This window comes from Promicromonospora sp. NPDC090134 (genome assembly GCF_044746965.1).
Taxonomy (GTDB): Bacteria; Actinomycetota; Actinomycetes; order Actinomycetales; family Cellulomonadaceae; genus Promicromonospora.
Window position 1 is genome coordinate 583665 of record NZ_JBIVCZ010000002.1, and the last position, 20971, is coordinate 604635.

Annotated in this window: 17 protein-coding genes and 1 tRNA gene; 11 read left to right on the forward strand and 7 right to left on the reverse strand. The window is 73.3% G+C overall.

Annotated elements, in window-relative coordinates; translation table 11 throughout:
• Position 1 precedes the first annotated feature (1 nt).
• From ACIPN7_RS08940 to ACIPN7_RS08950, 3 genes are read left to right on the forward strand one after another with little or no spacing between them, the layout of a single operon-like run.
• Positions 2-1120 carry a protein phosphatase 2C domain-containing protein gene (locus ACIPN7_RS08940; protein ID WP_400540160.1) on the forward strand — a complete coding sequence of 373 codons (1119 nt, stop codon included), beginning with the start codon at positions 2-4 and terminating at the stop codon, positions 1118-1120.
• Between the two features lie 25 nt (positions 1121-1145).
• Positions 1146-2477, forward strand: a complete 1332-nt coding sequence (locus tag ACIPN7_RS08945; protein WP_400540162.1) for a VWA domain-containing protein — start codon at positions 1146-1148, stop codon at positions 2475-2477.
• Positions 2474-3421: an FHA domain-containing protein gene (locus tag ACIPN7_RS08950; RefSeq protein WP_400540164.1), complete on the forward strand. Its 948-nt coding sequence runs from the start codon at positions 2474-2476 to the stop codon at positions 3419-3421. The genes ACIPN7_RS08945 and ACIPN7_RS08950 overlap by 4 nt, the downstream gene beginning before the upstream one ends.
• A 17-nt stretch (positions 3422-3438) precedes the next feature.
• Here the strand turns inward: ACIPN7_RS08950 and ACIPN7_RS08955 are convergent, their stop codons facing one another.
• Positions 3439-4689, reverse strand: a complete 1251-nt coding sequence (locus ACIPN7_RS08955) for an MFS transporter (RefSeq protein ID WP_400540165.1) — start codon at positions 4687-4689, stop codon at positions 3439-3441.
• Positions 4686-5315, reverse strand: coding sequence for an ArsR/SmtB family transcription factor (locus tag ACIPN7_RS08960; RefSeq protein WP_400540167.1), 630 nt, complete (start codon positions 5313-5315; stop codon positions 4686-4688). Before ACIPN7_RS08960 ends, ACIPN7_RS08955 begins: the two co-directional genes overlap by 4 nt.
• Positions 5316-5988: 673 nt before the next feature.
• Between ACIPN7_RS08960 and ACIPN7_RS08965 the strand changes: the two genes are divergently transcribed.
• From ACIPN7_RS08965 to ACIPN7_RS08975, 3 genes are all read left to right on the forward strand, one after another.
• Positions 5989-6138 carry a hypothetical protein gene (locus ACIPN7_RS08965; RefSeq protein ID WP_377231711.1) on the forward strand — a complete coding sequence of 50 codons (150 nt, stop codon included), beginning with the start codon at positions 5989-5991 and terminating at the stop codon, positions 6136-6138.
• A gap of 284 nt (positions 6139-6422) precedes the next feature.
• Positions 6423-7058 carry an oligoribonuclease gene (gene orn, locus ACIPN7_RS08970; RefSeq protein WP_400540170.1) on the forward strand — a complete coding sequence of 212 codons (636 nt, stop codon included), beginning with the start codon at positions 6423-6425 and terminating at the stop codon, positions 7056-7058.
• A 72-nt stretch (positions 7059-7130) separates the two neighbouring features.
• Positions 7131-7206 (forward strand) — tRNA-His (locus ACIPN7_RS08975).
• 67 nt (positions 7207-7273) lie between these two features.
• On the opposite strand, the gene ACIPN7_RS08980 is transcribed toward ACIPN7_RS08975, so the two are convergent.
• Positions 7274-8170, reverse strand: coding sequence for a RimK family alpha-L-glutamate ligase (locus tag ACIPN7_RS08980; RefSeq protein ID WP_400540172.1), 897 nt, complete (start codon positions 8168-8170; stop codon positions 7274-7276).
• A gap of 49 nt (positions 8171-8219) precedes the next feature.
• Positions 8220-9302: an ABC transporter ATP-binding protein gene (locus ACIPN7_RS08985; protein WP_400540174.1), complete on the reverse strand. Its 1083-nt coding sequence runs from the start codon at positions 9300-9302 to the stop codon at positions 8220-8222.
• Positions 9303-9344: 42 nt separating this feature from the next.
• Here ACIPN7_RS08985 and ACIPN7_RS08990 point away from each other — a divergent pair, with 42 nt between their 5' ends.
• The 3 genes from ACIPN7_RS08990 (at position 9345) to ACIPN7_RS09000 (ending at position 11876) form a co-directional block, all read left to right on the forward strand.
• The gene (locus tag ACIPN7_RS08990) at positions 9345-10004 is read left to right on the forward strand and encodes an ABC transporter permease (protein WP_400540176.1); all 660 of its coding nucleotides are present in this window, start codon (positions 9345-9347) and stop codon (positions 10002-10004) included.
• Complete coding sequence (locus tag ACIPN7_RS08995) at positions 10001-10684, forward strand: ABC transporter permease (protein ID WP_400540178.1); 684 nt, start codon at positions 10001-10003, stop codon at positions 10682-10684. The genes ACIPN7_RS08990 and ACIPN7_RS08995 overlap by 4 nt, the downstream gene beginning before the upstream one ends.
• A 160-nt stretch (positions 10685-10844) precedes the next feature.
• Positions 10845-11876, forward strand: a complete 1032-nt coding sequence (locus ACIPN7_RS09000; protein ID WP_400540180.1) for a glycine betaine ABC transporter substrate-binding protein — start codon at positions 10845-10847, stop codon at positions 11874-11876.
• A gap of 125 nt (positions 11877-12001) precedes the next feature.
• Here ACIPN7_RS09000 and ACIPN7_RS09005 read toward each other — a convergent pair whose 3' ends face one another.
• The 3 genes from ACIPN7_RS09005 to ACIPN7_RS09015 all read right to left on the reverse strand — a co-directional run bounded on the left by ACIPN7_RS09005 (position 12002) and on the right by ACIPN7_RS09015 (position 17936).
• A complete protein-coding gene (locus ACIPN7_RS09005) occupies positions 12002-13630 on the reverse strand; it encodes a dihydrolipoyl dehydrogenase family protein (RefSeq protein WP_400540182.1) in 1629 nt (542 codons plus the stop codon).
• Between the two features lie 32 nt (positions 13631-13662).
• Positions 13663-15351, reverse strand: a complete 1689-nt coding sequence (locus tag ACIPN7_RS09010; RefSeq protein WP_400540184.1) for a TetR/AcrR family transcriptional regulator — start codon at positions 15349-15351, stop codon at positions 13663-13665.
• 176 nt (positions 15352-15527) lie between these two features.
• Entirely contained in the window at positions 15528-17936 is a 2409-nt protein-coding gene (locus ACIPN7_RS09015; RefSeq protein ID WP_400540186.1) for a Tex family protein, read from the reverse strand.
• Between the two features lie 175 nt (positions 17937-18111).
• On the opposite strand from ACIPN7_RS09015, the gene ACIPN7_RS09020 reads away from it, so the two are divergent.
• Both ACIPN7_RS09020 and ACIPN7_RS09025 read left to right on the forward strand, forming a co-directional pair.
• A complete protein-coding gene (locus ACIPN7_RS09020; RefSeq protein WP_400540188.1) occupies positions 18112-19440 on the forward strand; it encodes a serpin family protein in 1329 nt (442 codons plus the stop codon).
• A gap of 131 nt (positions 19441-19571) precedes the next feature.
• The gene (locus ACIPN7_RS09025) at positions 19572-20969 is read left to right on the forward strand and encodes an OFA family MFS transporter (RefSeq protein WP_400540190.1); all 1398 of its coding nucleotides are present in this window, start codon (positions 19572-19574) and stop codon (positions 20967-20969) included.
• Positions 20970-20971 lie beyond the last annotated feature (2 nt).

Below are 20971 nucleotides of genomic sequence, written 5' to 3' on the forward strand. Positions count from 1 at the left end.
CATGACCGCCGACGACAGCGTCCTCGTCCGTTGCCCGAGCTGTGGGGAGAGCGCGGCGCCCCGCGCCAGGTTCTGCGAGAACTGCGGCACCGCGCTGGGCGCCGTCGCAGACGACCCGTCCCTGCCGTCCGAGGTGACCCTGGACGTGGCGCCCACCGTGCTGGACCTCGACCCGGCGACGGGCGAGGCCTCCGGCCGGCGCAAGTGCGCCGCCTGCGGCGGCGTCATCGCCGACGACGGCTACTGCGCCGACTGCGGCACCCCCGGCCAGTCCGAGCGCGACCACTTCGAGGAGCGCCCGGCCGCCTGGGTGGCCGGCGTCTGCGACCGGGGCATCCGGCACGCCCGCAACGAGGACGCGATGGCGCTCGCCGCGAGCAGCACCTTCGCCGCGCTCGTGGTGTGCGACGGCGTCTCCAGCGCCCCGGACTCCGACGTCGCCTCGCTCGCCGCGAGCCGGGCGGCCCGGGACGTGCTCGTGGCCTACGGGCCCGAGGGGTCGAGCTCGGTCGCGGGCGCCACCAGCCGGCGCATCGCCGGCTGGACCGACGCCATGGTCGCCGCATCGCGCGCGGCGGGCCAGGCGGTGCGGGGCGCGGCGGAACAGCTCGCCGCGACCAAGGGCACGAACGTCGCGGACGACCCGCCGTCGTGCACCTTCGTGGCCGCCGTCGTGGACCGCGACCTGATCGTCGCCGGGTGGCTGGGCGACTCGCGCGTGTACTGGCTGCCGGACGCCGGGCCCGCCGAGCAGCTCAGCGTCGACGACTCGTGGGCGCAGGAGATGATCGCGGCGGGCGTGCCGCGCGCCCAGGCGGAGACGTCACCCCAGGCGCACGCCATCACCCGGTGGCTCGGCCCCGACGCCGCGGACACCGACGCGCGCTGCGCCGCGACTGTCCCGTCCGGGCCCGGCTGGCTGCTGGTCTGCTCGGACGGCCTGTGGAACTACTGCTCCGACGCGCACGAGATGGGCGAGCTCGTGCGCAGGTTCGCCGGCTGCGGCGAGCCCCACGCCGCCGCGGCGGCTCTCGTCCGCTGGGCCAACGCCCAGGGCGGGCGCGACAACATCACCGCCGCGCTCGCCCGGATCGCCCCGACTGTCACCGAGCAGCGCTAGCCTGCCGTAACCGAGAGGAGCCACCGTGGCCGAGTTCTCCGCCGAGGTCTTCCAGAACGAGTTCCTGTCCGACGGCGGCACCGACGTGCACGCCATCGTGTCCGTGACCTGCACCGGCGCGGGGGCGGCCGGGGCCGTCGGCGTCGCCGCGGGTGCGGGCGCGGATGCGAGCGCCACCGCGGACGCCGGCGGCGCGGGGCAGGTCGCCGAGATCGTCGCCGTCGACACGTCCGGGTCCATGCAGGGCCGCAACATGGAGGCCGCCAAGCACGCCGCCGCGGTCGCCGTCGACCAGATCCCGGACGGCACGCTGTTCGCGATCATCGGCGGCTCGCACGTGGCCACCCGGATCTTCCCCTACCCCAACGCCCGCGTGCCGATGGTGGCCATGGAGCCCGGCGCCCGCAACGAGGCCAAGCGGGCCATCTCCACGATGTCGGCCAGCGGCGGCACGGCCATCTCGACGTGGCTGCGGCTCGCGGACGACCTGTTCGCCACGGTCCCGGCGGCGCAGAAGCACCTGATCCTGCTGACCGACGGCAAGAACGAGTCCGAGCCGACCATGCACCTGGACCGGATGATCGCCGACGTCACGGGCCACTTCCAGTGCGACGCCCGCGGCGTGGGCGACCGCTGGGTGGTCGAGGAGCTGCGCAAGATCTCGACGGCGCTGCTCGGCACCGTCGACCTCATCGCGCGGCCGGAGGACATCGCCGAGGACTTCGCGGCCCTGGTGCGCAAGTCGATGTCGCGCGGCGTCGCCTCGGTGGACCTGCGGGTGTGGGCGCCGCAGGGGTCGCAGGTGCTGTTCGTCAAGCAGGTGGCCCCCGAGGTGGACGACCTGACGAGCCGTCGTACCGAGGTGAACCCGCTGACCAGCGGGTTCCCCACCGGCGCGTGGGCCGACGAGACCCGCGACTACCACGTGGCCGTGCGGGTGGCGGCCAAGCCCGTGGGCTCGGAGCAGCTCGCGGCGCGGGTCCAGGTCGCGGTGGGCGGCGAGGTGGCGGCGTCGGGCCTGGTCAAGGCCAAGTGGTCGGACGACTCCACGCTCACCGCCCGGATCAGCCCCGAGGTGGCGCACTACACGGGCCAGGCCGAGCTCGCCTCGGCCATCCAGGAGGGCCTGGCGGCCAAGGCCGCGGGCGACGAGGCGACGGCGACCGTGAAGCTCGGCCGCGCCGTGCAGCTCGCCGCCGAGACCGGCAACGACGAGGCCACGTCGCGCCTGCGCAAGATCGTGGACGTGGAGAACGAGGAGGAGGGCACCGTGCGGCTCAAGCGGAACACCGCCAAGCTGGACGAGATGGCACTCGACACCGCCTCCACCAAGACGACCCGGGTCCGGCGCGCATGACCGTCGTCTGTCCGGAGGGACACACCAGCCAGGCCACGGACTACTGCGACGTCTGCGGCACGCCGATCCCCGCGGGGGCCGGTGCCGCGTCGGCCGTCGGGTCCGCCGCCGCACCCGGGAGCGTCGCGACCGGCACCGGCGCGTCCGGTGGTGCGCCGGCCGCGCCTGCCGGGGCGTCCGCCGGCCCCGTGACGTGCCCGAACTGCGGCGACCTGTCCCCCGCCGACTCCCTGTTCTGCGAGAACTGCGGGTACGACTTCACCACCGGGACGCCGGCTCCGCCGCCCCCGCCGACGTCCGGCCTGGACCTCGGCGACCTGGATGCCACCCAGCCCGCGAGCGGTTCCGTGGCCGGCGCCGGCGCGGCGTCCGCGGGCGATCCGGCCGGGTCGGCGCCCGTGCCGGCGGGTTCGGCTCCGACGCCGGCCGGGACGTCGTCGTCGGCCGGTGTGCCGGCGCCCGCCCCGACCACGGCCCCCGCGCCGGCCCCCGCGCCGTCGCCGGACGGCGGCGGTCTGGCCGCGCCGCCCGTCCCGGGCGACGACGCCTGGGTGGCCGAGATCTGGGTGGACCCCGACTGGTACGCGCACGAGCGGCCGGAGGACCCGATGCCGTCCGCGGGCCTGCCCGGTCTCGTCACGCTGCGGCAGCGCAGCCTGCTGGTGGGGCGGCCCTCGAGGTCGCGCGGCATCCGACCCGACATCGACTGCGGCAGCGACCCCGGGGTGTCCCGGCGGCACTGCCAGCTCACGACGGACGGCCAGCGCTGGTGGGTCGAGGACCTGGGCTCGTCGAACGGCACCTTCGTGGCCGCGGCGGGCGAGCCGCTGCCGGACAGCCCGCTGAGCCAGGGCGTGCGTCGCGAGATCGAGGAGAACGACCGGGTCTTCGTCGGCGCGTGGACCCGCCTGGTGATCCGCAAGGCCCTCCCGGGCGAAGCCTGACCTGGCGTGTCGGACGCTCAGGCCACCCGGGTGACCTGGGCGTCTGACACGTCGGGGTCGGCCGCGCGGCGCAGGCGCAGCGCGACCAGCCCGGCCGCGACCACCACCACGATGTTGACCAGCACCAGCAGCCGGTAGTCGACGAACGCGAGCAGCCCCGCGCCGAGCGCCGTCACCACGGTGCCGGGCAGGTTGTTGACCAGGTGCCCGGCCGCCGCGACCCGGCCCTGGAGCCGCTCCGGGGTCCGGACCTGGCGTTCGGTGACCCACGCGATGATCGCGGCCGTCACGCCGAAGCCGAGCAGCGCCTGGCTCACGACCACGGGGATGACCCAGTCGAACAGGAGCGGCACGAGGGCCAGGCCCCCGGCGAGGATCCCCAGCGCGTAGACGCGCGGCCGCCCGTAGCGCGCCATGAGGCGGGGCGTCAGCGCCCCGGCGGCGAACCCGGCCACGCCCTGCAGCACGGTGAGCGGGCCAAGCCAGGCCGCGGGCAGCCCCAGCCCGTCGAGCACGGCGAAGACGACGGCGTTCACCAGGCCGACCGACGCGAAGACGATCACGGCGTTCCAGGTCATGCCGCCCAGCGGCTGCGTGCCGAACAGGTGCTGGAACCCCGCCGTGATCGCCGCGAGGTACGACTCGCCCGGCTCGTCGTCGTACCGCGACTCGGCGACCCGCACCAGCAGGAACACCACGGCTGCCCCCACGAACCCGGCGATCGCCACCGCGACCAGCGGCACCACGCCGACCACCGCGTAGACCGCGGCGCCGAACATCGGCAGGGCCACGCGCAGCACCTGGTCGATCATCGAGAGGCGGCCGTTGGCGTGCCCCAGGGCCTCGTTCGGCAGCAGGTCCTTGAGGATGCCGGACTGGCAGGCGCCCGTCACGTACGCGACCGCTGAGTACACCAGCGTGGACGCGAAGATCACCCAGACCTGGTCCGGCCGGTCCACCCAGAACAGCGGCACCAGCCCGAGCGCGCCCACGACGTAGGCGACCACGAGCATGAGCCGGCGCGAGACCCGGTCGGCGAGGTGCCCCAGGAACGGCGAGGCGAGCGCGGGCAGGCCCAGCAGGGCGAACGTCACGCCGCCCAGCGCGGCGCTGCCGGTCAGGTCCGCGACCCAGACCGCCATGAGCAGCGTGAGCAGGGAGTCCGCCACGTTCGCGAGGGTCCAGCCCACCACGAGGGTCCGGAAGATCGGGGTCCGCAGGTACCGGGCGGGGTCGTCGCCGGCCGCGGGGGGCCTGGTGGCGGTCATGCGTCCTCACCCTCCGGGTCCGGGATCTCGGACCAGACCGCGCCGAAGAGGTGTGCGCGACGCGCACCCGGAGGGCGCATGCCAGGGTCCTCCGCGCGACCGCGGAACGGTGCGGTGAGCTCCTCCAGCCTCCGGGAGAGGTCGTCGAGCTCGTCGCGCGTCACCCAGTACTCCTGGTGGGTCTGGGTCGTGGCGTACAGCCAGTCCGGGTCGTCACGCTCGGCGTCGGAGAGCCAGCGCTGCAGGGCGGCGAACTGCTCGGCGACGAACATGCTGCCGAACGCCTTCGCCGCGGGCCAGGACTCCGGGTCCGCGAGGTCGGGGCGGACGCTGAACCCGCGGCTGACCGCCCGCCACGGACGTTCCTTGCCGTGCGCCTCGGCCCGCTCGACGTGCCCGTACTTCTCGAGCTGGCGCAGGTGGAACGAGCAGCTCGCCACCGACTCCCCCGTGCGCTCGGCGCACTGGGTGGCCGTGAGCTCCACACCGGGGCGGAACAGCCCGAGCAGCCGGATCCGCAGCGGGTGGGCCATCGCCTTGATGGCCTCGGTCTGCGAGATGACCATGTCGTCGTGCTGTGTCGGCCGGGTGAACCCCTTGGTCTCCGGCTGCTCCTGCTCTGGCATGCCACGAGGGTAGGACGCTAAAGAGAACTTGCGCAAGGAATCTTTAGCGACTTCGCGCGAATAAAGCCGTGCGCCGCACCGCCGTCTCCTGGGAGGCTCAAGGCACACCGCGGTGACGTCCGTCCGGTCCCATACCGGGCGGTGGACAGGGTCCGGCCAGACCCTCCTGTCGGGAGACCGGCAATCCAGCGTCACGAAAGGCACTCACGTGCACACCGAGTACGAACTGGCGCAGACCCTTCACCGGGAACGCCTCCAGGACGCCGAGGAACACCGGCGTTCACGCAGGCTCCGCGAGGAGCAGAAGCGACGCCGGGCCGAGGCCCGCGCCGCACACCTCGACCACCGCGCACCGGCACCCGCCCTGCGCGTGCGGTCCGCATGACCCGTACAGCGCCTGTCGGAGCTCCTCCGGCGACCGGCGCGGCCGACATCCCGAAGCAGAGCGTGTGCCCGTCACACGCTCTGCTTCGTTGTTTGGGCGTGCAAGACCTCCCAGCAGGTCGCTGACCTGCGACAGGGTGCTGCACGTCACCCCTGTCCGCCTTGCGCGGCATTTCCGGAATCTGACATGATGTAACACGACGGAAACACTGAGGAGCTCCGACCGCGACCCGGCCGGAGCACGCCCGCTGCGACCGTCACCTCTCCCCACCCTGGAAGGACCACGGACATGCATGCCCAGACCGCCTACTACATCGGCCGCGCACAGGTCGCCGAGATCGCCCGCCGCGCGGAGGTCGCCGGTGCCCAGGAGCGCGCTCTGCGGGAGCGCCCCGAGCGCCGCACGGCCAAGCGCGCCAAGCGGCTCCGCCTGATCTGACGCGACCGTCCGGCAAACCGGTCAGCCCAGCCACCCGGCCGGCGTCGGACATCCTGGCCCTTCCCCGAGCGACCTCGTCGCCTCGCGGAAGGGCCTTCGTGCACCCTGCCGACCAGCACACCCCACGACGTCGGTACCTTGCATCGAGATCGGCACAGGCCTGTGCCGATCTCGATGCCGACTGCCGACCTCGCAGGAAAGTGCCGACGTCGAGCAGCACAGCTCAGGCCCCCGTACCGCACCCAGCGGATCACCCCCGGCGCCGGACGGAATAGGCTGGGCCGGTGAGCCTTCCCAACCCCAACGAGCGCATCGTCTGGATCGACTGCGAGATGACCGGCCTCGACCTGCGCGCCGACGCGCTGATCGAGGTCGCCGCGATCGTCACCGACTCCGATCTCAACGTCCTGGGCACCGGTGTCGATGTCCTCGTCAAACCGCCCGCCGAGGCGCTGGCGCAGATGAACGACTTCGTCCGCACCATGCACACCACGTCCGGCCTGATCGAGGAGCTCGACGAGGGGCTGACCCTCGAGGAGGCCCAGGAGCAGATCCTGGCCTACATCCGCGAGTGGGTGCCCGAGCCGGGCAAGGCCCCGCTGGCCGGCAACTCCGTCGGCACCGACAAGTCGTTCCTCGACCTGCACATGCCCGAGCTGGTGGAGTACCTGCACTACCGGATCATCGACGTGTCGTCGATCAAGGAGCTCTCGCGCCGCTGGTACCCGCGCGTCTATTTCGCCTCCCCCAAGAAGGACGGCGGGCACCGCGCGCTGGCCGACATCCTGGAGTCGATCGACGAGCTGCGCTACTACCGCGAGGTCCTCTTCCCCGCGCAGCCCGGCCCCGACACGGCGACCGCTCGCGCCGCCGCGGCGAGCGTCGCCGAGACGTCCGTCACGAAGCAGCTCGCTCCGTAGATTTGAGTTCGGTTCGTGGCCGCTGACCATGTATGCTTTTCGACGGTCGCCGGTCCACGATCGGCGAACATGGTGGGCGTAGCTCAGCTGGTAGAGCATCGCGTTGTGGTCGCGAGGGCCGCGGGTTCAAGTCCCGTCGCTCACCCCATGTACAAGAGGGCCCCTCGCTCAGGCGAGGGGCCCTCTTGCGTTGCCCGACGGCGGGAGCGCCGGGCTCAGCCCAGCAGCTTCACCACCGCGTCGGCGAGCTTGCCCTCGACGCCCGTGCCGTACTTCATCCAGAGCGACGGCTCCGTGAGCTCCAGCTCGATGACCATCGGCACGCCGTCGTCGCCCGAGACGAGGTCCACGCGGGCGTAGGTGAGGTCCGAGCCGGTGGCCGCCCGTGCGACGTCGAGCGCCCGCCGGGCCACCTCGATCTGGTCGGGCGTGGCCTCGAACGACGCCATCTCCTCCCGCGCGTACAGCTCGCCCGAGTCCTCGGCCGGCCCGGTGAGCAGCGCGTTCTTCCGGACGGCGTGGGTGAGCTCGCCGTCGATGAAGACGAGGCAGGTCTCGCCCGTGGTGTCCACGGAGGTGACGTAGGGCTGGATCATGACCCAGCGGCCGTCGTCGAGCAGGCGGGTGGCGTGCGCGATCGCCTTGCCGCGCGACTGCGCGGACACCGGCTGGTAGCGGCCCGTGTTCTGCGCGCCGGCGCTGACGACGGGCTTGACCACGAAGTCGCCGAACGCGGGCATGCGCGTGTGCACGGCGCGCTTGGACAGGTGCCGCTGCGGGTCCAGCCAGATCGTCGGGATCACCGGCACACCCGCGGCCTCGAGCTCGCGCAGGTACCGCTTGTCGGTGTTCCACTCGATGACGTCGGCGCCGTTGGCCACCTTGGGCAGCGAGCGCGCCCACGCGAGGAACTCGTCGTGGCGGGGCGAGTAGTCCCAGGTGGAGCGGACCAGCACGAGGTCGTAGGACTGCCAGTCAACGGCCGGGCTGTCCCACACGGCGGGTTCGGCCGTCACGCCACGCTCGGCGAGCGCGGCGATCAGCGGCACGTCGTCCTTGTCGAGGTCGGGCAGCTGGGAACAGGTCGCAAGGGCTACGCGTGCGTTGGTCACGCCCCGAGACTATCGGGGCTGGTTCCCGGGGTCCCGGTCTGGGCGCAGGTCAGGACGCGGCGTCGGTCACAGCGGCCTCTTCGGCGTCCGCGGTCGAACCGGCCGCGTCGGGTCCGTCCCAGGCCGCGTCCGACGCCGTCCCCGCCGCCGCGTCCGCCGCCCGGCGCAGCGCCCCGAGGATCCCGTCCGCGGTCAGCGAGCCGACGAGCTCGCCCGACTCCCCCACCACGGGCACGCGCCCCATGGCCGACGCCGGCAGCGCGGCCACCGCCTCGAACGCGTCGGTCAGACGCGCGCCCAGCCGGACGGGCGCGGGGGCGGGCTCGACGATCCGGTCCACGCCCTCCAGGTCGGCCGTCTGCAGCCGAGCGAGCGAGAGCATGCGCGAGGCCGCGCCGTCGCCGATGAAGTCGCGCACCCGCTCCGACGCCGGGTGGGCCAGCACCGCGAGCGGGCTCGCCACCTGCTCCAGCTTGCCGCCGCGGGACAGGACGGCGATCCGGTCGCCCAGCCGCGCCGCCTCGTCGATGTCGTGGGTCACGAGGATCACCGTGGTGCCGGTCTCCTGCTGGATCCGCTGGAACTCGGTCTGCAGGTGGCGGCGGAACTCCGGGTCGACGGCACCGAACGGCTCGTCCATCAGCAGCACCGGCGGGTCGGTCGCGAGCGCCCGGGCCACGCCGATGCGCTGGCGCTCACCGCCGGACAGCTCGTGCGGGTACCGCTTCGCGTACGTGGCCGCGGGCAGGCCCACGAGGTCCAGGAGCTCGGCCACGCGGGCCCGGGTGCGGCGCCGGTCCCAGCCGAGCAGTCCGGGCACGGTGGCGATGTTCGCCTCGACGGTGCGGTGCGGGAAGAGCCCCACGTTCTGGATCACGTAGCCGATGCGGCGGCGCAGGGCCACGGGGTCGGTGGTGGTCACGTCCTCGCCGTCGAGCAGGATCCGGCCCGACGTCGGCTCCACCAGCCGGTTGACCATGCGCAGCGTGGTCGACTTGCCGCAGCCCGACGGCCCCACCAGCGCGAGCACCTCGTGCTCGCGCACGGAGAGGCTCAGCCCTTCGACGGCGACGGTGCCGTTGCCGAAGGTCTTGCGGACGGTGTCCAGCTCGATCACGGTGCGTGAGGCCATGTGCTCGAACCTACCGGGTGAAGAGCACGATAGGTTTCAAGCATGCCCGGCAACCCGTGGTTCTCCTGGTCGTACGTGGTCGACAACGCGCCCCTGATCTGGCAGCGCACCGTCGAGCACGCCGGCCTGACGATCGAGGCCGTCGCGATCTCGGCGGCCATCGCCATCCCGCTCGGCGCGCTGATCTCCCGGTCCCGGTGGCTGGCCGGACCGGTGCTCGGCACCGCGGCCGTGCTGTACACCGTGCCGTCCCTGGCGCTGTTCGCGATCCTCGCCCCGCTGCTCGGCATCGGCCGCACGCCCGTGCTGGTGGGCCTGGTGGTCTACGCGCTGCTCATCATCCTGCGCAACACCGTGGCCGGGCTGTCCACCGTGGACCCCGCCGTCACCGACGCCGCCCGCGGCCTCGGCTACGGGCCGGGGCGCCTGCTGGTCCAGGTGGCGATGCCGAGCGCCATGCCGAGCATCATCGCCGGGCTGCGGCTCGCCACGGTGTCCACCGTCGCGCTGGTGACCGTGGGCGTCGTGGTCGGGTACGGCGGGCTCGGCCAGCTCATGTTCCAGGGCTTCCGCAACAACTTCTACCGGGCCGAGATCATGACGGCCACGCTCGCGACGATCCTGCTGGCCCTCGTGCTCGACCTCGCCCTCTGGGCCGTCGGCCGAGCCCTGACCCCCTGGCTGCGCGGGAGGACCGCATGACCGCCCCCACCGGCGTCGTCCAGGAGGCGATCGTCTGGCTCAACGACCCCCTGACCTGGACCGAGCCGGGCGGCATCCTCGAGCTCACGGGCGAGCACCTGGTCATGACGGTGATCGCCGTGGCCGTCGCCGCCGCCCTCGCCATCCCGGCCGGCGCCTGGCTGGGCCACAGCGGCCGGGGCGCGGGCACGGTCGTCTGGCTGACCAACGCCTCCCGGGCGCTGCCGACCCTCGGCATCATCCTGCTCCTCGCCGCGGGCGGCCTGTTCGGCAACACCGCCACCGTCATCGCCGCCGCCTTCTTCGCGGTGCCGGTGCTGCTGGTCAACACCTACGAGGGCGTGCGCGGCGCCGACCCCGACGCCAAGGACGCCGCCCGCGGCATGGGCATGAGCAACGGGCGCATCCTGCTGCAGGTCGAGCTGCCGCTCGCCACCACGCTCGTCGCCGCGGGCCTGCGCGTCACGATCGTGCAGGTCGTGGCGACGATCCCGCTCGCGGCCCTCGCCGGAGGCGGTGGTCTGGGCCAGATCATCGCGCTCGGGATGGGCACGCAACGGTACGGCGAGGTGCTCGCGGGCGGCGTGGTGGTCGCCGGGCTCTGCCTGCTGATCGACGCCGTGCTCGCCGTCGGGCAGCGCATCGCGACCCCGGCCCCGCTCCGGGTCCGCGCTGCCTAGCAGGGCATCTCTCCGGGAATAACTCCCCGGGGTGCCCGACCAAATGTAACGACATTCTCACGAGGGGGTTTATCCCTTGCCATCGACCGCCGACCGAGGTCGAATGGGACGGATCGAAGCCGTAGAACAGTTGTACGTCACCCACGTTCGGAGACATTCGATGAAGTTCCCCCGTACGCATGTGTCCTTGCCGCGCGCGCTCGGCGCCGCGGCCGCCGTCGTCTCCCTCGCGTTCCTGACCGCCTGTGGTGCACCGGGCTCCTCCGGCGGAGGTGGCGGCAGCACCTCGACCGGCGGCAGCACCCTCGCCGCGTGCGAGGCCGTCCCGGGCGACGAGCTGGTGGTGCTCGAGGACGACCAGCAGCTCCAGACCGTCGACAACATCATCCCGGCGATCAACGCGGCGGCCGTGGAGGGCGACGACACGCTGATCCCGCTGCTCGACTCCGTGTCGGCCGCGCTCGACACCGACACCCTCATCGGCCTGAACAAGGCCGTGGACGTCGACCGCCGCACGTCCGCGGAGGTCGCCGAGGAGTTCGTCGCCGACGCCGGCCTCGACAGCTCCGAGCAGAGCGGCAGCGGCAAGATCGTCGTCGGCGCCGCCGACTTCGCCGAGAGCGCCACGCTCGGCACCATCTACGCGACGGTGCTGAACGCCGCCGGGTACGACGCCGAGGTGACCACCATCGGCAACCGTGAGGCCTACCTCCCCGCACTGGAGGACGGCGAGCAGGTCCAGGTGATCCCCGAGTACGTGGGCACCCTGACCGAGTTCATCAACAAGGACGTCAACGGGGCCGACGCCGAGCCGGTCGCGAGCAGCGACCTCGACGCGACCGTCGAGGGCCTGACCGGGCTGGGCGAGGAGGTCGGGCTCGTGTTCGGCCAGCCGTCTCCCGCGCAGGACCAGAACGCCTTCGCCGTGACCAAGGCCTTCGCCGACGAGAACGGCGTCACGACGCTCAGCGAGCTCGCCGAGACCTGCGGCGGCCTGGTGCTCGGTGGCCCGCCGGAGTGCACGGAGCGCCCGTTCTGCCAGCCGGGCCTCGAGGAGACGTACGGCCTGGAGTTCGCGGAGTTCCGCTCGCTCGACGCCGGCGGCCCGCTGACCAAGTCGGCCCTGCAGCAGGGCGAGGTCACCCTCGGGCTGGTCTTCAGCTCGGACGGCTCGCTGACCCCGACGAGCTGACCCCACCCGGCGGCCCCGCGCGGGCCGCCGCGGCTCACCTTTGAGGCCCGGGTTTCTTCGCTTTGGAACCGTCCAAAGCGAAGAAACCCGGGCCTCAAAGGTGAGTGGACCGAGCCCGAGGTGGATCAGAGGCCGTAGGACTCCAGGAAGCGGAGCCACACCTCGCTGACCGTCGGGTACGCGGGCACCGCGTGCCACAGCCGGTCCAGCGGCACCTCGCCGACGACGGCGATCGTCGCGGCGTGCAGCATCTCGCCGGCGTCCGGCCCCACGAACGTGGCGCCCACCAGGACCCGCCGCTGCGTGTCGACCAGCACCTGGGCCCGGCCCGTGTAGTTCGGGCCGTCCACGCTCGCACCGGACACCCAGGACAGGTCGTACGACACGGCCTCGACCGGGATCCCGGCGGCCCGCGCCTCGCGCTCCGTCGGCCCCACCCAGCCGACCTGCGGGTGGGTGAACACCACCTGGACGCGCGCGCCGTGGTCGGCGGTCGCGGCGTACCGCGACCACGGCTTGCCCTCCTGTCCGACGGCGGGCTCCGGGTCACCACTCGTCGGGGAGCGGTCGCCAGACTCCGTGCCGTAGCGCGCCGCGACCACGTCGCCGACGATGCGGCCCTGGTACTTGCCCTGGTGCGTGGTCGGCGCCCGCCCCGTCACGTCGCCGCACGCGTACAGCCAGCCGCCGGGCACGCCGACCACCTCGAGCGACTCGTTGACCACCAGCGCCCCGCCGCGGCCGAGGCTCGACGCGTCCAGGCCCACGCTCTCCACGTTCAGGTCGGTCGTGCGCGGCACGCGCCCCGTCGCGACCAGGATCTCGGCGGCGGTGATCGTCCCGCCGTCGGACAGGGTGACCGTCACCGGGCCGGCAGGCTCGTTGTCGCTGCCGGTGCCCGGCCGCTCGACCGAGGCGACCCCGAGGCCGGTCCGGACGTCGACGCCGATCGCGCGCAGCGACTCGCCGACCATCTCGCCCGCGAACGGCTCGGCGTTCGACAGCAGGCCGCCCCGGGCCAGCAGTGTCACCCGCGCGCCGAGGTCCGCGTACGCGTTCGCCATCTCGACGCCCACCACCCCGCCGCCGATCACGACCAGCGACTCGGGGATCGCCTCGGCGCCCGTCGCCTCCCGGCTCGACCACGGCGAGGCGGCCGCCAGCCCCGGGGTGTCGGGCAGCACGGGCACGCTGCCGGTCGCGGCGATCACCGCATGCCGGGCCCGCAGGAGCCTCGTCACCGGGACCTCGCCCGTCTCGGCCTCCCCGAGCCCGCCGCCGACGTCGGAGTCGTCCTCGGCGCCGCCTCCGGCCGCGTCGCCGGACCCGGCACCGGCCGACGCCCGCGGCACCGTGACCTCCACCAGCTTCTCGCCGGCCAGGCGGCCGTGCCCGCGCACGAGCGTCATGCCCGCACCCTCGACCCACGAGACCTGCCCGGAGTCGTCCCAGTCGTAGGTGATCTCGTTGCGCCGGGCCAGCACGGCGGCGACGTCGGGCGCCCCTGGGTCTGCCAGGCCGGGTGTGTCGCGCGCGAGGGCGCGCACGGTGCCCGCGCGCAGCAGCACCTTGGACGGCATGCAGGCCCAGTACGAGCACTCACCGCCCACGAGCTCGGACTCGACCAGGGCGACGGACAGGCCGGTGCGGGAGGCGCGGTCCGCCGCGTTCTCGCCCACGGGCCCGCCACCGATCACGATGACGTCGTAGGTGTCGTCCGTCTGCTCGCCGGGTGTCTCGGGTGCGTTGTTCATGTCGCCATCCTGACCGAACCCGCACCACCGGTCTATCGGACGGGGTCGGACGCTCCCGGCGTGTCCCGCACCAGCACGACGGCGGCCGAGAGCTTCTGGCCGAAGACGTCGAGGGCGTCGGCCGCGAGGTCCAGCACCAGCGCGTCCAGGTGCGCGGCGGCCGCCGGGGTCTCCAGGTCGCCCATGTGGCCGTAGACGGTCAGCGTGAGCAGGCCCCAGAGCCGCGCGGAGCACAGGTTCATCGCGTGCAGCAGCCCGAGCGGCACGTCCGGCGGGAACCCCGGGATCCCGCGCATCGCCTCGCGGGCGGCCCGCAGGTGGGGCACGAGCGCGGGCAAGATCTCGTCGTCGGGGATCACGCGGCAGCCGGCCCGCCACCACGCCAGGGCGATCGGTGCGAACACGGCGCCGACCCGGTCCAGGGCCATCAGGGGCGCGTGCCGCGGCGCCCCGGGCGTGTCCTCGCCCGGGAGGGAGATCCGCAGCCGCCCCGACATCAGCAGGTCGTACTCGTTGCGGTGCGCGAGGCACCAGCGGAACAGCGCGTCGACGACGGCGTGGCACTGCGCGCTCGGATCGCCCGCGGGCTGCCGCGCCCTGGCCGTCTCCACGTACGCCAGGAGCTCGTCGACGACGTCCTGGTGGGTGGCGTGCAGCAGGCCGGGGCGGCCGTCGAAGTACCGGTACAGCCCGGGCGCCGCGATCCCGACGTCCTTCGCGACGGCCTGCATCGTGACGCCGTCCGGGCCGTGCTCGTCCAGCAGGCGGCGCGCCGAGCGCAGCGCCTCCGCCAGCAGCTCGCGGCGCAGCCGGGCTCGGCGGCCCGTGCCGCGCTGCGGGGTCGTGCCCGCAACGTCGGCCGGGTGGGCTCCGGCGGGGAGCGGCTCGGGTGCGGCGGGCTCGGAGGCGGCGGGCTCGGCCGCACCGCTCCCGGACCCGGTCTCGAACACGGTCTCGAGGACGGCGGCGGGGCTGGGCGCCAGGCCGAAGAGCGCGAGGTTCCGGGCGTTCAGGTCGTCGAGCAGGGCCGTGATGTAGTCGCGCCGGACCGGGCCGTCGGGCTCGGTGACGTGCCCGTACACCGTCATGCACAGCAGGCCGAAGGTGCGCTGCCAGGCGACGCGGACGGCCGCGACCAGACCCAGCGGCACGTCCCGGGGCGCGTCGGGGAACACGGCGAGCAGCGCGTCGCGGCGGGCGCCCAGGTCCGCCGCGAGCTCCGGGGCGACCGGCTCGTCGAACAGGACGGCGCCGTCGGCCCACTGGGCGACGACCGGCGGGAACGCGAGCGCCGCCACCTCGTAGAACGTGCCGCCACCGGACTCCCCGCCGACCGGTGCGCCGTCCTCGACCAGGCGCAGGCCGGCGCCGAGCAGCAGGTCGAACTCGTGGGGGTGCGCCACGCTCCACGCGAACATCGCGTTCGTCAGCGCCTGCACCTCGGCAGCGCGGTCACCGGCCGGCTGCCGGGCGATCGCCGCGCGGACGTGCGCGACCAGCTCGTCGAGCACGTCCCGGTAGGTCACCCGCAGCAGGTCGGCGCGGCTCGGGAAGTACCGGTAGAGGCCAGGCCCCGCGATCCCGATCTCCCGGCTGACGGCCAGCATCGTCACGCTCTCGAGCCCACCGTCGGCGAGCAGCCGCCGCGCCACGGCGATCGAGCTGCTCAGCAGCTCCTGCCGTCGACGTCGCCGGGGCGTGGTCTCTGCGGTGCTGCTCACGGGGCGCGCTTGATCTCCATGGGGCCGATGGTGACACCCAGTCTCCCACGCCCAGGCCTCACGAGGCATCACCTGGTAGCCGAACGTAGGGTTGGTCGCCCCATCACGCCTCTTGCTGCGACCAACCCTACGTTCGACTCCTCCTCAGCCTGCTGAGCGCAAGCCCCGGAGGGGGGTTAGGCCAGGCCGGCGCGGCGGAGGGCGTCCGCCATCGCGGTGTCCGCCGGGGCCGGGCGGCCGCGGCCGCCCTGTCCGCCTTGACCGCCCTGTCCGCGCTGTCCCTGGCCACGGCCCTGGCCGCCCCGCCCGCGGCCCTCGCCGCCGCCCGGGCGGCCGCCGCGCTGGCCGTCGCCCTGACCGCCGGCACCGCCGGAGCGGGAGCCGCCGGAGGTGCGGCCGCCGGGAGCCGCCCCGACCTCGTCGTCCAGGCGCAGCGTCAGGGAGACCCGCTTGCGCTGCAGGTCGACGTCCATGACCTTTACCTTGACGATGTCGCCCGACTTCACGACCTCGCGCGGGTCGCTGACGAAGTTCTTGGACATGGCCGAGACGTGCACCAGCCCGTCCTGGTGCACGCCGACGTCCACGAACGCGCCGAACGCCGCGACGTTGGTGACCTGACCCTCCAGCACCATGCCGGGCACCAGGTCGCCCAGCGTCTCGACGCCGTCGGCGAAGGACGCCGTGGTGAACGCCGGGCGCGGGTCGCGGCCGGGCTTCTCCAGCTCGGCGAAGATGTCGGTCACCGTCGGCAGTCCGAAGGTCTCGTCGACGAACTGGGTGGGCTTCAGCGTGCGCAGGGCGCCACCGTTGCCGATCAGCGCCTGCACGTCCGCACCCGACGCCGTCACGATGCGCCGCGCCAGCGGGTACGCCTCGGGGTGCACCGACGACGCGTCCAGCGGCTCGTCGCCGCCCGAGACCTTGAGGAAGCCCGCGCACTGCTCGAACGCCTTGGGGCCCAGGCGCGGCACGTTCTTGAGCGCCGCCCGCGACACGTACGGGCCGTTGGCGTCCCGGTGAGCCACGATGTTCTCGGCGAGCGTCGAGGTGATGCCCGAGACGCGCGAGAGCAGCGGCACCGACGCGGTGTTGAGGTCCACGCCCACGCCGTTCACGCAGTCCTCCACCACGGCGTCCAGCGACCGCGACAGCTTGGTCTCGGTGATGTCGTGCTGGTACTGGCCCACGCCGATCGACTTGGGGTCGATCTTCACGAGCTCGGCGAGCGGGTCCTGCAAGCGGCGCGCGATCGAGACGGCGCCACGGATGGACACGTCCAGGTCGGGCAGCTCCGCGCTGGCGTAGGCGGACGCCGAGTACACGGACGCGCCCGCCTCGGACACGACCGCCTTGGTCAGGCCGAGCTCCGGCACCTTCTTCATGAGGTCGGCGGCCAGCCGCTCGGTCTCGCGCGAGGCCGTGCCGTTGCCGATCGCCACCAGGTCCACCTTGTGCTTCTGGGCCAGGCGGGCCAGCACGGCCAGCGACTCGTCCCAGCGGTTGGCGGGCTGGTGCGGGTAGATCGTCGCGTGCTCCACGACCTTGCCCGTGGCGTCCACGACGGCGACCTTGACGCCCGTGCGCAGGCCCGGGTCGAGACCCATCGTGGCCCGCGTGCCGGCGGGCGCGGCGAGCAGGAGGTCGCGCAGGTTGGCGGCGAACACGCGCACGGCCTCGTCCTCCGCCTCGGAGCGCAGCCGCAGCCGCACGTCGATGCCGAGGTGCACCAGGATCTTGGTGCGCCAGGCCCAGCGGACGGTGTCGCCCAGCCAGCGGTCGGCCGGGCGGCCCTGGTTGGCGATGTCGAACTGGTGGGCGATCGTGGCCTCGTACGACGTCGGCACGCCGGGCTCGATGCCCTCCTCCGGCTCGATCGTCAGGTCCAGCACGTCCTCCTTCTCGCCCCGGAAGAGGGCGAGCACGCGGTGGGACGGCAGGCTGGACAGGGCCTCGGCGAACTCGAAGTAGTCCGAGAACTTCGCGCCCTTGTCCTGCGCCCCGTCGCGGACGGCGGACAGCATGCGCCCGCGCTTCCACAGCCGCTCGCGCAGGGTACCGATCAGGTCGGCGTCCTCCCCCATCCGCTCCACCAGGATCGCCCGCGCGCCGTCGAGGGCCGCTGCCGGGTCGGCGACGCCCTTGTCGGCGTCGACGTACGGGCCGGCGGCCTCCGTCGGATCGAGCGACGGGTCGCCGAGCAGCGCCTCGGCGAGCGGCTCCAGCCCGGCCTCGCGCGCGATCTGCGCCTTGGTGCGCCGCTTGGGCTTGTACGGGAGGTAGATGTCCTCCAGACGCGACTTGGTCTCCGCCGCCAGGATCTGGGCCCGCAGCTCGTCCGTGAGCTTGCCCTGCTCCTGCACCGACGCCAGGATCGCCGCGCGCCGCTCCTCGAGCTCGCGCAGGTACCGCAGCCGCTCCTCGAGGGTGCGCAGCTGCGCGTCGTCGAGGGTGCCCGTCACCTCCTTGCGGTAGCGGGCGATGAACGGCACGGTCGCGCCGCCGTCGAGCAGGTCGACCGCCGCGGTCACCTGCCCCTCCCGAACGCCCAGCTCCTCGGCGATGCGCTGGTTGATGCTTGCCAACGTCCACTACCTCACTTCAGGGGGTCGAACCCACCGGGATGGTCGGGACAGATTGTGCCCGGCGCCACTGACATCTGTCGCATCCGCCCAGGCGTGGTGCAAGACCGGAACGCGCCACGACACATCAGGAGCAGGACCCGCCCGTCAACACGAGGCCACCGACCTGGAGGAAACCGTGCAGCGTCGCGACTCAGCCGCGCATCCCGCCACATGCCGTCGCGGGCGGCGCGCCCGTCGCCGTGCGACGACGTGGACGGCCGTCGGCACAGCCGGCGTCCTCGCCCTCGCCGCCTGCGGGCCCGCGGCGGACGAGGGCCTGGAGCGGTCGGACGTGGCACGGGTCGCCGTGACGGTCGCCGAGGCCCCCGCGAGCGCCGACGCCGTCGCCGCGACCGAGTCGCTGGGCGTGCTCGCGCTGCGCGCGACGGCCGAGCCGGACGACAACGCCCTGGTCTCCCCCGCGTCCCTCACCTTCGCGCTGGCGCTGCTCGCCGAGGGTGCGCGCGGCGAGGCCGCGGCGGCCCTGGACGCCGCGCTCGGCGCCTCGGGCGCGGATCGCACCGCGGCCTACAACGCCCTGGCGGCCGAGCTCGCCAGGTACGACGGCGACCCCGGCGTCGCGCAGGACGACGAGCTCCCCGACCGCCCGGTGCTGCACCTCGCGAACCAGGCCGTGCTGGACGACCAGCTCGTCGTGGAGCAGGACTACCTGGACGCGCTCGCGTCCGCGTTCGATGCCGGCGTGCAGCGCACCGACCTGGGCACCGGCGAGGGCAAGAAGGTCCTGGACGCCTGGGTGGACCACCACACGGGCGGCCTGATCGAGGAGTCGGCGATCGAGCCCGACCCGATGCTGCGCCTGGTGCTGCAGAACGCGATCCTGCTCGCGGCCCGCTGGGACACGCCGTTCGCGGAGCATGCCACCCGGGACGAGGACTTCACCGGCCCCGCCGGCACCGAGCCCGTCGAGATGCTGCACGGCACCGAGTCCTGGGGGTACGCCGAGCACGACGGCTGGGCCGCCGTCCGCCTCCCCTACGGCGAGGCGTTCCACGCCGACGTGGTCCTGCCGCCGGAGGGCACCGACCCGGCGGACGTCGCGCCCGGGACGCTGACCGCCCTCACCACCGCCCTCGACGACGCGGCGCCCCAGCCGGTAGAGCTCGCCATGCCCACCCTGGAGCTCGAACCGCCGACGCTCGACCTGGCCCCTGCCCTGGACCAGGCGGGGCTCGGCGGGCTGTACGACGGTCCGGATCTCTCGGGAATCAGCACCACGGAACGGCTCCGGGTGAGCCAGGTGATGCAGCAGGCCTACCTCAGCCTGGACGAGGAGGGCACGGTCGCGGCCGCCGTCACCGAGATCGGCGCCGTGGCGACCAGCGGAGCAACCGGCGAACCCGCGGTCCGCATGACGGTCGACCGCCCCTACCTGCTCCGGATCGCCCACACCGAGACGCACCTTCCCCTGTTCCTGGCCGCGGTGCGCAACCCGCAGCACTGAGCCGGGCCACGCGCGCCCAGCGCGACGGCGTCGACCATTGACCCGGGCATCCAGCGCCAGTAGCGTGCCCACGCAAACGGGAGAAACCGCACTTACTGCGACCTGATCCCCTGAGCACGAGGAGGTGCTTGATGGCACTGTCGTTCCTCGACCGGGAGCACACGGTGGCAAAGCCCGGCTACAGCAGGTGGCTCATCCCGCCGGCCGCGCTCGCCATCCACCTGTGCATCGGCCAGGCCTACGCCACCAGCGTCTACAAGAGCGCGCTGGTCGCCCACTTCGAGACCAGCCTCACCGCGATCGGCGTCATCTTCTCCATCGCCATCGTCATGCTCGGCCTCTCGGCCGCGGTGCTGGGCACCTGGGTGGAGCGCGCCGGCCCCCGCGCCGCCATGTTCGCCTCGGCCTGCTTCTGGGCGTCCGGGTTTCTCGTCGGGGCGCTCGGCATCGCGACGTCGCAGCTCTGGCTGGTCTACCTCGGGTACGGGTTCATCGGCGGCATCGGGCTCGGCATCGGTTACATCTCGCCGGTGTCCACGCTGATCAAGTGGTTCCCCGACCGGCCGGGCCTGGCCACGGGCATGGCGATCATGGGGTTCGGCGGCGGCGCGCTCATCGCCTCGCCGCTGTCCCGCCAGCTCATGGCCGCCTACGACAGCGGCTACGACCCCACCGACCCCACCTCGGTGGCGTCGGGCAGCGCGGTCACCGCGCTCTTCGTGACCCTGGGCATCGTGTACTTCCTGGTGATGATGCTGGGCGTGTTCACGGTGAAGGTCCCGCCGCCCGGCTGGACGCCCGCCGGGTTCGACGCCGCCGCGGTCGCCGCCAAGCCGATGGTCTCGACCGCGAACGTCTCCGCGGCGAACGCGATCAGGACCCCGCAGTTCTGGTTCCTGTGGACCGTGCTGTTCTGCAACGTGACGGCCGGCATCGGCATCCTGGAGCAGGCCGCGCCCATGATCCAGGACTTCTTCCGGGTGGACGGCGTCTCGTCCGTCGCGCCGGCGACGGCGGCCGGGTTCGTGGCGTTCCTGTCCCTGTTCAACATGGCCGGCCGCTTCGTGTGGTCCTCCACGTCGGACTACATCGGCCGCAAGCCCATCTACGTCATGTACCTCGGCGTCGGGATGATCCTGTACGTGCTCCTGGCCACCGTCGGCCACACGTCCACGGTGATCTTCGTGCTGGTGGCGGCCGTGATCCTGTCGTTCTACGGCGGCGGCTTCGCCACCGTCCCCGCGTACCTGCGCGACCTGTTCGGCACCTTCCAGGTGGGCGCGATCCACGGCCGGCTGCTCACCGCGTGGTCGGCCGCCGGCATCGCCGGCCCGCTGATCATCAACGGGTTCCTCGACGCCCAGGGCACGCCCGGCGAGCTGGTCGCCGCGGACTACCGGCCCGCGCTGTTCACCATGGTGGCCGTGCTCGCGGTCGGCTTCGTGGCCAACGCCCTGGTACGGCCCGTCGCGGCGCGGTTCCACGAGCGGCCGGGCCGGGTAGACGAGTTCATCGAAGGGAAGGTGTGACC

What these genes read in the sequence shown, in the direction of transcription:
- ACIPN7_RS08940 (WP_400540160.1), top strand. Translation starts at nt 2, where the DNA reads ATGACCGCCGACGACAGCGTCCTCGTCCGTTGCCCGAGCTGTGGGGAG.
- ACIPN7_RS08950 (WP_400540164.1), top strand. Translation starts at nt 2,474, where the DNA reads ATGACCGTCGTCTGTCCGGAGGGACACACCAGCCAGGCCACGGACTAC.
- ACIPN7_RS08955 (WP_400540165.1), bottom strand. Translation starts at nt 4,689, where the DNA reads ATGACCGCCACCAGGCCCCCCGCGGCCGGCGACGACCCCGCCCGGTAC.
- ACIPN7_RS08960 (WP_400540167.1), bottom strand. Translation starts at nt 5,315, where the DNA reads ATGCCAGAGCAGGAGCAGCCGGAGACCAAGGGGTTCACCCGGCCGACA.
- ACIPN7_RS08965 (WP_377231711.1), top strand. Translation starts at nt 5,989, where the DNA reads ATGCATGCCCAGACCGCCTACTACATCGGCCGCGCACAGGTCGCCGAG.
- ACIPN7_RS08985 (WP_400540174.1), bottom strand. Translation starts at nt 9,302, where the DNA reads ATGGCCTCACGCACCGTGATCGAGCTGGACACCGTCCGCAAGACCTTC.
- ACIPN7_RS08990 (WP_400540176.1), top strand. Translation starts at nt 9,345, where the DNA reads ATGCCCGGCAACCCGTGGTTCTCCTGGTCGTACGTGGTCGACAACGCG.
- ACIPN7_RS08995 (WP_400540178.1), top strand. Translation starts at nt 10,001, where the DNA reads ATGACCGCCCCCACCGGCGTCGTCCAGGAGGCGATCGTCTGGCTCAAC.
- ACIPN7_RS09000 (WP_400540180.1), top strand. Translation starts at nt 10,845, where the DNA reads ATGAAGTTCCCCCGTACGCATGTGTCCTTGCCGCGCGCGCTCGGCGCC.
- ACIPN7_RS09005 (WP_400540182.1), bottom strand. Translation starts at nt 13,630, where the DNA reads ATGAACAACGCACCCGAGACACCCGGCGAGCAGACGGACGACACCTAC.
- ACIPN7_RS09025 (WP_400540190.1), top strand. Translation starts at nt 19,572, where the DNA reads ATGGCACTGTCGTTCCTCGACCGGGAGCACACGGTGGCAAAGCCCGGC.